General features: G+C 39.6%; 13 protein-coding genes and 1 pseudogene. 9 read left to right on the top strand and 5 right to left on the bottom strand.

The window, feature by feature from the left end:
- The first annotated feature begins 10 nt into the window (after positions 1-10).
- Positions 11-376 (top strand): helix-turn-helix domain-containing protein, encoded by a 366-nt coding sequence (locus tag J7E57_RS06405; protein ID WP_215126174.1) that lies wholly within the window; start codon positions 11-13, stop codon positions 374-376.
- Between the two features lie 58 nt (positions 377-434).
- Here J7E57_RS06405 and J7E57_RS06400 read toward each other — a convergent pair whose 3' ends face one another.
- Positions 435-929: an SRPBCC family protein gene (locus tag J7E57_RS06400; protein WP_215126172.1), complete on the bottom strand. Its 495-nt coding sequence runs from the start codon at positions 927-929 to the stop codon at positions 435-437.
- Positions 930-1068: 139 nt separating this feature from the next.
- Here J7E57_RS06400 and J7E57_RS06395 point away from each other — a divergent pair, with 139 nt between their 5' ends.
- Positions 1069-1740, top strand: coding sequence for a DUF6597 domain-containing transcriptional factor (locus J7E57_RS06395; RefSeq protein ID WP_215126170.1), 672 nt, complete (start codon positions 1069-1071; stop codon positions 1738-1740).
- 214 nt (positions 1741-1954) lie between these two features.
- Positions 1955-2908, top strand: a complete 954-nt coding sequence (locus tag J7E57_RS06390) for a nitrilase family protein (RefSeq protein WP_215126168.1) — start codon at positions 1955-1957, stop codon at positions 2906-2908.
- A 74-nt stretch (positions 2909-2982) separates the two neighbouring features.
- Here the strand turns inward: J7E57_RS06390 and J7E57_RS06385 are convergent, their stop codons facing one another.
- Both J7E57_RS06385 and J7E57_RS06380 read right to left on the bottom strand, forming a co-directional pair.
- The gene (locus J7E57_RS06385) at positions 2983-3789 is read right to left on the bottom strand and encodes an AraC family transcriptional regulator (RefSeq protein WP_215126166.1); all 807 of its coding nucleotides are present in this window, start codon (positions 3787-3789) and stop codon (positions 2983-2985) included.
- A gap of 60 nt (positions 3790-3849) precedes the next feature.
- Positions 3850-4869 carry an SDR family NAD(P)-dependent oxidoreductase gene (locus J7E57_RS06380; protein ID WP_215126164.1) on the bottom strand — a complete coding sequence of 340 codons (1020 nt, stop codon included), beginning with the start codon at positions 4867-4869 and terminating at the stop codon, positions 3850-3852.
- 1285 nt (positions 4870-6154) lie between these two features.
- On the opposite strand from J7E57_RS06380, the gene J7E57_RS06375 reads away from it, so the two are divergent.
- The 6 genes and pseudogenes from J7E57_RS06375 to J7E57_RS06350 all read left to right on the top strand — a co-directional run bounded on the left by J7E57_RS06375 (position 6155) and on the right by J7E57_RS06350 (position 9858).
- Entirely contained in the window at positions 6155-6595 is a 441-nt protein-coding gene (locus J7E57_RS06375; RefSeq protein ID WP_215126162.1) for a PAS domain-containing protein, read from the top strand.
- Between the two features lie 57 nt (positions 6596-6652).
- Positions 6653-6835: pseudogene (locus tag J7E57_RS27445) on the top strand (histidine kinase dimerization/phospho-acceptor domain-containing protein); the annotation flags it as partial.
- Between the two features lie 98 nt (positions 6836-6933).
- Positions 6934-7389: an ATP-binding protein gene (locus J7E57_RS06365; protein ID WP_317196520.1), complete on the top strand. Its 456-nt coding sequence runs from the start codon at positions 6934-6936 to the stop codon at positions 7387-7389.
- Positions 7390-7634: 245 nt separating this feature from the next.
- Positions 7635-8720 (top strand): ATP-binding protein, encoded by a 1086-nt coding sequence (locus J7E57_RS06360; RefSeq protein ID WP_215126156.1) that lies wholly within the window; start codon positions 7635-7637, stop codon positions 8718-8720.
- A gap of 78 nt (positions 8721-8798) precedes the next feature.
- On the top strand, positions 8799-9161 hold the full coding sequence (locus J7E57_RS06355) for a response regulator transcription factor (protein ID WP_215126154.1): 363 nt from the start codon (positions 8799-8801) through the stop codon (positions 9159-9161).
- 361 nt (positions 9162-9522) lie between these two features.
- Positions 9523-9858, top strand: coding sequence for a YnfA family protein (locus tag J7E57_RS06350; RefSeq protein ID WP_215126152.1), 336 nt, complete (start codon positions 9523-9525; stop codon positions 9856-9858).
- Between the two features lie 23 nt (positions 9859-9881).
- On the opposite strand, the gene J7E57_RS06345 is transcribed toward J7E57_RS06350, so the two are convergent.
- Both J7E57_RS06345 and J7E57_RS06340 read right to left on the bottom strand, forming a co-directional pair.
- Complete coding sequence (locus tag J7E57_RS06345; protein ID WP_215126150.1) at positions 9882-10619, bottom strand: metallophosphoesterase family protein; 738 nt, start codon at positions 10617-10619, stop codon at positions 9882-9884.
- 1 nt (position 10620) lies between these two features.
- Positions 10621-11391 (bottom strand): metallophosphoesterase family protein, encoded by a 771-nt coding sequence (locus tag J7E57_RS06340; protein ID WP_215126148.1) that lies wholly within the window; start codon positions 11389-11391, stop codon positions 10621-10623.
- Positions 11392-11395: the final 4 nt, after the last annotated feature.

Here is an 11395-nt window from a genome sequence, read left to right as displayed (position 1 = left end):
AAATTTAACCATGAGCATAAATATTGGGTTACTGATCTGGAAAGAGATGAAGGCAAAATCGATGAGTAGGAATCAACTCGCCGAGAAAATAAGTGTTAGCAAACACCGGGTAGATACTTTACTTAAATCTGCCTCAGTAGATACCAATTTACTAACAAAGATCTCTATTGTGCTTGGTATTAATTTTTTCGAATACTACCGTAAAGATGAAGATTTGGCTCAATTTGAAATCGATATCCTTGCCCAAAGTGATGAGGAGCTTAATGAGCTTAAAAATTTAATCAAAGAAAAAAATAAATTGCTCGAACTTTACGAAGAAACCATTAAAAGCCAAAAGAAGATTATTGGCACACTAGAAAATCTTCGGAAACACTAACAATAAATTTAATTTATCTGCAGCGAGTTCAGTTTTAATGAACAAGCTGCAGTTATTATTAGACTTCCAATTTCCACTTTTTTGCCAATTCGGTATTAAATCCATCGTTTTCTTTAGGATTTGGCTCCCCTTTTCCTGTGGTAATCAACTTATACAAACTTTCTTTTATATAGTTAGTCCAGGCTTCCCTGCAAATTTCATAACATTCGTACTGCGGTATCAAGCCCTCGTGCGTAAAAGTTACAGCGGTTTGTTCGCCTTTTTTAGTAGTATCGAAAACCAGCTTTGTACCAATCCATTCGCTTTTATCGGTTGTAAACTTAAAGTAGTTATCCAATATCAGCCAAACTACTTTTTGATTTGGAATCATTTCTACCAGTTTCATTTTACAGTAATGAATATCGCTATAATGATAAACGGATTCGGCGTTAATAATATCGGTAGCTCCTTCAATAGCTTCCGACCACCATCCGCTAACATTGGTGATTGCATTAAATGCTTCATTCGGACTTTGATCTACCAAAATGGTGGCTGTAAAATCTTGCTTTTCCATGGTTCTGCTTGTTTTAAAAAATTTGAGAATAATATTATATATCAAAGTTAACATACTGACAACTAATTGATAGGTGTGTAGCGGACATTATAACGGGTAGAACTGGACAAATTGCTACGATTCTGCTACATTTGTTAATATGCAATTACCTCCTCAGCATTTACTTCAGGGATTGGTGAAACACTATTTAATTATAGATCAAAAAACCAGTGCACAGCAGTATTACCGGATGTTTTCTGATGGTAATCCAGGCATAGTTTTTCATTTAAAAGATCCATTTTTGCAGTGGGATGAAGAAAACCTGACCGCACAACGTCAGCCCCAAAGTTTTGTTTATGGGCAACTCACTCATCACAATACCATAGTTGCTAATGGCAATTTGAATATGATCGTTGTGGTTTTAGAACCTTATGCCTTATTTACCCATTTTCGTACTGCAGCTTATGAACTAAATGATCATACCATACCGCTTGAAGATTTGTTTGGACAGGAAGTCCGCAACTTAGAAGAACAACTTCTTACAGCTTTAAAAACAGATACCGCCATTGACATTATTGAAAATTTCTTATTAAAGCACATGCCTTCGCAAAGGCACTTGAGCGCCGATTTTACGATGGCCATGAAGCTGATCTATCAGCATCAAGGTATTATTAGTATAGGAGATTTACTCAAAACACTTCCTACAACCGAAAGACAGCTAGAACGTAAATTCCGTGAACATATTGGTACCTCCCCTAAAAGGTTTGCAGATACCATTAAGTTTCAGCACTTCCTTAAGTTGCTTCAAAAACAGCCCCATAAAAAAAAATAGCAGAGTTGATTTATGAATCTGGCTATTATGATCATGCCCACCTTAACCGCAATTTCAGAAAAATGACCGGATTTACGCCCGCCCATTATAAAGATACTACTCAGATGCTGGCGATAAACCTTATGCCCCTTCACTAATATCTTTGTCGGTTTTATACAAATTTTTCGGAATCGCACTTGTTAGCTTTGAACAGTTTAGCAAAAACACATTAAAAATGAAAAACTTTAAAATAGCCACAGCACAGTTCGAAAATAAAAGCGGAGATAAAGCGTATAACCTTTCTGTAATTAAGCAACTAACCAGGCAAGCTGCAAACCAAGGTGCACAAGCAATTGCTTTCCACGAATGCTCAATAACAGGCTACACCTTTGCCAGGCACCTTTCTAAACCACAGATGCTTGAGCTAGCAGAATTTGTTCCACAAGGCCCAAGCGTTACGCAGTTAATTGAATTCGCCAAAGAATTTAACATCGCTATTCTTGCGGGACTATTCGAAAAAGATGAAAACGACAACCTATTCAAAGTTTATGTTTGTGTTGATGGAACAGGCCTGATTGCCAAACACCGAAAGCTGCATCCGTTTATAAACCCTCATCTTTTACCTGGCAATGCTTTTACAGTATTTGATTTATATGGATGGAAATGCGGCATTTTAATTTGCTATGATAATAATATTATAGAAAATGTACGGGCAACCACACTTTTAGGTGCACAAATCATCTTTATGCCACATGTAACCATGTGTACACCCTCTACCCGACCTGGAGCAGGCTTTGTAGACGCTAAACTTTGGGAAAACAAGGAGGACAATAGCGATTTATTACGTACTGAATTTGATGGATTAAAAGGCCGGGAATGGCTAATGAAATGGTTACCTGCCCGAGCCTACGACAATGGAATATATGCCGTTTTTGCCAATCCAATTGGAATGGATGACGATCAGCTTAAAAATGGATGTTCTATGATTATCGACCCTTTTGGTGATGTAATGGCCGAATGCAGATTTTTAGGCAATGAATTTGTTATAGCAGAATTAAACCCCGACCGACTTACCAATGCTGGAGGATACCGATATATTCAGGCGAGGAAACCTGATCTGTACAAAGATATACTAGGTCAGCCGCATGAAAGCAATCAACAAGTTGCCTGGCTTAAAAAGAAAGATTAAGGTTATCTGTTCATCCCTTCCGGCAATTTCAATAAAATCAGACAACATGAAGATGTTATCTGATTTTATATACTTCACTTTATTAATGCAGAGGGTGCATATCCAAATTCTTTTTTGAAGGCAAAAGAAAAATGCGATAAATCTTCAAAACCTGTTTCCATATATACCTCAATAGGTTTTTTATGCTTTTCTACAAGTTGATAATGTGCCAGTTCTAACCTTTTTTTGGTGAGCCATCTTTGTGGTGAAAGATTAAATGCTTTTCTAAAATCACGGTTAAAAGTTGATAAACTACGGCCAATAAGGTATCCATATTTATCTAGTGGCATATTGAACATAAAATTCTTCTCCATAAAATCTACGAGATCAATTTTACCAGGCTCTTGAAAATTAGCCAGTACATGATCGATATCTGCATCAATAAACCGGAGAATATTAATGGCTTCATTTATTTTCATTGCCGCAATATGCTCCGGAAAAGATTCCTGAAGATCAAAATAAGGGATTAATGATGCCAGACAGCTTTTAAGCAGAGGGTGATGACTAAAACTCAAAATTTTCTGCGATACCTGTACTTTATGCCCAACATCAATATTGGTATAAAAATCTCTCAATCGCTTTGCCGACAAATGCATAACCACTGTTTTATGCGGTTGCCCATCTTTTGGATAATTGATGATGGTGGCAAGCTGGTTCCTTGGAATCAAAAAAATATCTCCAGCATTAAATACATGTTCCTTATCGGCCTCAATAATTTTGGTCTCTCCAGAAATAAACCATACCAGCATATGGTTGTCGAAAACCACCTCTGTTTTAAACAACTTATCTTCATAACAGGAGAGTTTGATCTCTGGGGTGATATATTTTGTTTGAAACTCCATTATTGCGTAGGTACCTGATTTAAATTACTGCCTTGCTAAAATACAAATAATTGATTTTAATTAATCTGTATTGAATGTTATGCCAACCATCTGCTCACTTAAAACCCACAGTTTTTTTGCATTTATTTCATCAACAGAATAAGGTCTTACTCCGCGTAAACTTGATGGTTCAGACATGAGGTGTTCGATATTACCTAAATCCAGTTCGGCAATGTCTGCATCTTCGCAATATACACCGCCCAAATCATTTAATAATGGACTAGTGGCACACCAAACCGTTGTAGCTGCACCTTGTGTAAGCTGTTTTAGGTTCTTTTCTACTTCTGGAAAAATATTGCCCTCAGCATCATGAGTACCCATTTGCTGAAAGAGTTCCATAGGCGCCTCTCTTCCCAAATCGGTGTGATTTACAGAGCCTGGGTGCAAAGAATAAGCCCTGATACCAAATTTTGATCCACGTGCATCCAACTCAACAGCAAACAGGTTATTGGCTGATTTTGATTGTCCGTATCCTACCAGGGTTTGATACTCTTGCTGTTCAAAATTAGGATCTTCAAAATTAAACGGTGCAATCTGATGTCCGTAAGAAGATACATTTATCACCCTTGCGCCATTGGCTTTTTTTAATGCTGGCCATAATTTCGCTGTCAGTTGGAAATGCCCTAAATGGTTGGTAGATAGCTGCGATTCGTAACCGCGTGCATCTCTACGTAAGGGTACCCACATAATGCCCGCGTTGTTAATCAGCAAATCGAGCGGTCGGCTATTGACTAAAAACGCTTCGGCAAAAGTATTAATGGAGTTAAAATCGGTTAAATCCATTGCTTCCACCGTTACATTGGCAATTCCTGCCAAATTTTTCCTAGCTTTTTCAATATCACGCGCAGGCACAATCACGGTTGCTCCTGCTTGTACAAATGTTTTGGTGGTCTCCAAACCAATCCCGGCATAACCGCCGGTAATGATCGCCGTTTTTCCCGTAAGGTTAACCCCTGCTATTACATCATTTGTGGTAGATGTTGCATTAAATCCTGAACCTATTGGTTTTTGTAATGCACCGTTGTAATTATTAGTTCTCATTTTTTTATTGTTTTATTTCACAACAAAAATAACGGACTTATAAACGGCTAGCTTTGTTCAACATGTCAATCTTACTTTGTTTAACATGTCATGATTGTTACTGTTTTTCAGAATCTTCCCTTCTATAAATACGCTGAATATCTTAAAGGTACATTTTGATTTTTCATCACCTTCCGGCGTCAACTTACTTTCAAATTAATATATTAGTGGAGACATCACAAAAGCAGATCTAATAGTTATACAATACATAAAAGAACATCAGAACCAGAGAAAATCGGATCAAGCGTAAAAGTTGGGGAAGTTAATATTAATTTGCAGCGCAATGGTAGTGCTACGAACAATGGCAGTCCCTCCATACGCTCCAATCTTTTGGAAACTCGGTCTATACCGCTCATGAACCTCAAGCCAAAAGGATTTCGCTGCTGTAGGGGCTATTGACCTGGGCTTGTAAAGAGAGGTCCGAAAGCCCGGAGGCTGGATGTCAAGAAGAAAATGGACTAAACCTTGAACCAATTTTCAGGCGGAAATCCCACCAAAAACCACTGTCCTTGTTGTTTAAACCTGACTAGAACGAACACGAAGCGAAGTAAAGTGGAAGGCGGGACTACAGTAGCCAAGCACTACTAACGCTGTTTTCCTATTCCCAATCCAAAAATACCTCCATCCCCCAACTTTTTTGCTTGATCCGGATTTACGCTTGATCCTATAGAATAAGCATTGAAAATGCAAAAAGCCCCACATTTCTGTGAGGCTTTTCGTGATCCCGCTGGGATTTACACCTAGTGTAAAAATCAACGTTTGCAATATTTTAGAGTGGTTTTGAAATTCAAACTCCCCGAATGACGCACCTATTTTTTAAAACTTTTTGTATGCAAATACTATGATTTAAATATAACTGTTTGTATCAAAAAATCCAAATTTAATTGCATAAGGTTATCGTTAGGACAAAGAATCCTTATTGCTTCGATAAGCGTTGGAGTGGTCGAAAAGATTATTTAGTCACCGATTTTCAAATAAAGTACAAGACTTAGAATCTGTTACTTCCAAAATTCCAGTTATTAGGGGCTATCGATCAGTCTATTAGTCCCTTCCTGCCATCTGATCCAGCCCTCATAATTTTTTGGAAGTGCCAGAACTGGAAGGAATGTCGGTCTTTATCCTGACCCATTCTCCTTTAACCGATGTTACCACAAGTGGAAGGAAAATACCCTTATCTTTTTAAATAAAACCTTGCCATTAGGGGCATCATAAAGGATGAGGTTCTCTTTGGTGATAAAGGTTGCGCATGCAGTCTGTTGTAAATGAAATCAATTTTGATTTTGTTCGGGCAGATGGCTCTACTTTTCCCGCGCTAATCAATTCCGGTGTCTTCCACAATCAGGCAGGTAAGCTTGCGACTATAAATGCAACCGTATATAAAATAAGTGATCGCAAATACGAAACCGAGCTTTGGGAGGCTAAAAAACAGGCCGATTCGGAGCGAAGCAAGTTCGATCTGCTTTCTGACTTTATACCAGAAATGATTTTCACGGCAGAACCTAATGGAGAGATTAGCTACGTCAACCGCCGTTTTACGCTGTTCTTTGGACTAGAGGATAGTAAGTTTAAAACAAAGGAGATCCTTTCTAAAGTCCATTTCCAGGACCGTTTTAAGCTGATCAAGAACAGGACTGCTGCAGTACTTTCGAAAGCAGACTTTCAGATGGAAATTCTTCTACGACGGTAAAGGCATAGGGTACGAGCCCTGCCCCTGATTTCTGCTGGTGGAAATGTAGAAAAATGGATGGGTTCCTGTACGGACATCGATCAGCATGTAAAAACGATCCAGCATCTGGATGAATTTATCTCCGTGGCCAGCCACGAGCTGAAAACGCCCATTACCAGTTTAAATGCATCACTCCAGTTAATGGAAAGGATGGTGGATCTGGAGGGAAACGAAAGACTTTTTAAACTTATGTCCCAGACAAACCGAAGTGTGGAGAAGGTCCGCACCTTGTCGAGGACCTACTGCATACCGGAAGTATCAAGGAGGGACAGATTTCTTTGCAGAAAAAAGTGTTCAGTGTGGGCGACTGGTTATCTGCAAGCTGCTGTCACGTTAAGGTCGAAGGAAAGTTCCGGTTACACATTTCTGAATCAGAACCGCTTTTTGTGGAGACCGATGAGCATAGGATCGATCAGGTCCTGGTAAATTTTGTGAACAATGCAATGAAATATGCACCGAATTCTACAGATATCTATATCTCAGCGGAAAAGTTAGGTGACAAAGTAAAGATTTCCGTCCGAGACCAGGGACAGGGGATTCCGCCTGAAAAGCTTCCCTATCTGCTCGACCGCTATTACCGCGTCGATTACACAGGAGGAGGCGCCTCAGCACTTGGGCAGGGATTGTATATTTGTTCGGAAATTATCAGGCGGCATGGCGGGGAGATCGGTGTTGACAGCCATCTCGGGGATGGTAGTACTTTTTGGTTTAGCTTGCCATTGGACAGACAATTTGATAATGAGCTAATTGAGTAGTACCAATTTACCTAATAAAGTAAAAACATATTATAAGGTTGTTACATATCCTGCTGGATGGAAACGACGCCAGCATATTCAATATCATTCTATTGATAATCCTTTCTAATTAAAGTAGAGGAATCAGAAGATTTTGTTCATGTGCATCTATATTTAGCCTCTAATGCCAATAGAGTTTAACTTGTGTTGACTTAAATACCTACCTTAGCGCGCTATATCTATTTTTTTTGTCCAAAATCTGTCCTATGACTAATAAAACTGATCAGATCCATACGCTAATTGAGCTTAACGATGAGCTGGAAAACTATTTCCGAAATACCATTATTCCGCAACTTTTTGTTGACGCCCAGTTGATCCTGCGGAAGTTTACCCCTCCGGCGATGAAGCAGTTTAGCCTCGCTTTGACTGATGTGGGAAGACCAATTGCCGATATCAAGGAGAATTTTCGTTTTCCGGCAATCATTGACAATATCCAGCATGTCATTGATACTGGGGAAATCCTGGAAAAGGAAATACAAACAACCGACATGCGCTGGTACCAGATGAATATTTTGCCTTATCGTGTGCAGAAGGAAAATAAAACCAATGGGGTCATTATTACTTTTGTGGAGGTGACCAGGAGAATTCAGGATTTAAAAGAGCAGGAAAAGCTGATTGCAGAGCATGAGATTTTGTTGGATACGATTTCTCATGATATCAAGACACCGTTGACCAGCCTGAGCCTGACCATCGAGATGCTCAAAAAGGTTCCTGAAAAAGGGATGGAGCGATTCCCTGTGTTATTGGAGAAGGTCGAAAACAGTTTGCTCAATATGCAGCAGATCATTAATGATCTGACAAGTGCACGGCGGATAAATCATAAATACCAGGCTGAGGAAGAGCTTATAAACTTTGAACATATTCTGGAGGATGTCCGTCTCACGCTTGCACCTCTGGTAGAAGAGTCCAGGGCGGTAATTAAAAGTGAAATTAACTTTTCGGAAATCGTTTTTGTCCGGCGCAAGCTTAGGAGTTTGGTTTATAACTTGGTCAACAATGCGATTAAGTACGCTTCGCCTGAACGGAGACCTGAAATTCTGATAGCTACGGAGAAGGAGGATGAATACATGGTTATCAGTATCACAGACAATGGGACAGGCATTGCTGAAAAGGATCTCAAAAGCATTTTTACAAAATATCACCGTCTGAATGATTCGGTAGAGGGTTCGGGCGTTGGATTATATTTAGTTAATGAAATTGTAAACAACTCTGGCGGGAAAATCACTGTGGAGAGTGAGCTTGGAAAAGGTACTGTGTTTAAGGTTTTTTTAAAAGCTGCAGCCCAAAGCTAGAATAGCTGATGGCCCGGGGAGTACGGATTTCAATTTTTTTAAACTAAATATGCCACATGGTGGTTGATTTATAGACACATGGATACCAATATGCACAAGGAGATTTATATTTTAGAAGACGATAAAGACATAGGATTTATATTAAACCACCTACTGTTAGATGAAGGATACCAGGTTTATGTTTTTGAGACGGTAACAGAATTTCGAAAGGCTTTAGTGACAGGCAGGCCAGACTTATTATTGATGGATGTTCGATTGCCGGACGGCAATGGATTGGAATTGTGTGCAGAAATAAAGTCTGCTCAGAAGCATGATATTCCGGTTCTGATGATGTCGGCTGACTGGCCGATGCATGACCATAAAGCCTGCCAGGCGGATGCGTATATCGCGAAGCCATTTGATATTGGGCAGGTGGTCAGCAAGATAGGTGAATACTTTTAGCAGGAATATAAACTGAATTCCGCTGTCCGGGGCTTTTTTTGAGCCGCGTATTTGGGGGTGACTTCAACTTTTTTCAAACATCGTAAAAAATGCTGGCCGTTTCGGCTTTTTGCAAGCTGATGCAGTACCAGAATAATTTTCCAGTCAAACCTAAATCTACCTGAGCAATTTTGATGACCTCTCCAAAACCCACCGCAGCGCATGGAGGACCTTACCGATGCGACCGAAGCATCCCGTGCATTCTTTTGGGACTCAACCGGGACTGGATCAAAAAACAGAGCGAGTTCTTTGTGGAAATTTCAAGCCGCTGGATAACGCATATTAAATTACTGAACTCGAACCCAATCTTTAAAACAACAAAATGGACATTATCAGATCACTAGCTATTTTTATACTTGCAGGAATTTGTGAAATCGGTGGAGGTTACCTAATCTGGTTGTGGCTTAAAGAAGGTAAACCATTATGGTATGGTATCATTGGTGCTATTATACTTGCTGCTTACGGAGTGATTGCAACGTGGCAGACTGCCAATTTTGGTCGTGTATATGCAACCTACGGAGGTATTTTTATTGTCCTTGCATTAGTTTGGGCATGGAAAGTTGATGGATTTAAACCGGATAAGTGGGATATAATTGGCGCAGGTATCGCACTTATTGGAGCATGTATTATTATCTACATGCCCCGAACAACTGCTTAAGTTATGCTAACCCGTTGCCAATACTAATTGGCATTTCTTAGGTGATCGGCAAATTCATTAGGCAATTGGCTATCCTCTATTGCTTTAGCTGATAATTCTACATCATATTCAACCCTTCTAAACTCAACCTTTATACTTTCCTTTACAAGTGTTGAACTATCGTTATTGATAGTTAGGATGACATAACAACCTCTTGTATCTCCATCCTTTGGCTTACCAACAGACCCAAGATTAATTACGTGCTTAAATTCGCCATTGGCGTCCTGCAAAATCCTATCGTAAGGCTTATGGGAGTGACCAACAAAGAGCAGATCGGCATCAGCTTCTTTTAGCAAATCTAAAACGTAGTTCTCTTCAGTATCGATAAGTATATATTCGTCAATACTTCTGGTGCTCCCATGAGCAAGCACTAAATTGAGCTTTTTATTATTGAGTTTATATTCCAGCCGAATGTGCGCAGGAAGTGCTTTTAGGTAGTCTCTATTTCCCTGGTTAATCAAGTGATAAGCATATTTCTTCCCTGCTTCCTGTAAACTTTCAGAGGAGGTAATTATACTTTCTACTTTTTCATCATGGTTACCTTTTAATGTCCCAATTGCCCGCCTTCGGATTTCATCAATGATTTCATTGGGGTATATATGATATCCTACCAAATCACCTAGGCAATAAACGGCATCGGGTTTTTGGTTATCCATATCCTTTAGCATTGCTTCAAAAGCAGGAAGATTGGCGTGTATGTCGGAGAATAGTGCAATTTTCATATTACCCATTTCTTAACATATCTGCATACGCATTAGGCAGCGGGCTTTGCTCTACAGCCTTTGCGGCTTTTTCTATATCATATTCAAAGCGCACAAACTCAACATGAATACTGTCTTTATCATTTATTGTACTGTCAGGATTAATGTTAACTATAACATAGCCACCCCGTGGGTCTTTGTCCTTTGGTTTGCCAACCGACCCTATATTGATGGCATGTCTGAAATGACTATTGCCATCGGTACCAGAGTTTAAAATGCGATGATATGGCTGGTGTGTATGTCCAAAGCACATGATTTCCGCATTCGCCTGTTCCATGATGCGTAACATACTCTTTTCGTCCCTGTCTTCAAAAAGATATTCGTTCACTTTACGTGGGCTGCCATGCACCAGCAGGATGTTAAATTTTTCGTCGTTCAATTGATATTCCAGTCTGATGTGTGCGGGTAAGGTTCGCAGGTAGTTACGTTGTTCGTCTTTAACAACCTCATTGGTGTAAGATATAGATACTTTACCCATAGCCTTTTCTTCATCAGTTTTATAAGCACAGCCACAGTCATCACTTGAACGGCCAATGCCCCAATCATAATTCCCCGCAATGGTGGGTATTCCCCGTTTTCGTATTTCGTCGATTACCTCATTAGGCCAGATGTTGTAGCCTACCAAGTCTCCAAGGCAGTAAATGGCATCTGTATTTTTTGTTTCAACGTCTTTAAAGAATGCTTCCAATGCTGGAAGATTGGCATGAATATCAGAGAATAAAGCAATTTTCATAAAT

The organism is Pedobacter sp. ISL-64 (assembly GCF_018613605.1).
Taxonomy (GTDB): Bacteria; Bacteroidota; Bacteroidia; order Sphingobacteriales; family Sphingobacteriaceae; genus Pedobacter.
Note: the sequence above shows the minus strand (reverse complement) of the source record. Positions and strands in the feature narration are given on the sequence as shown.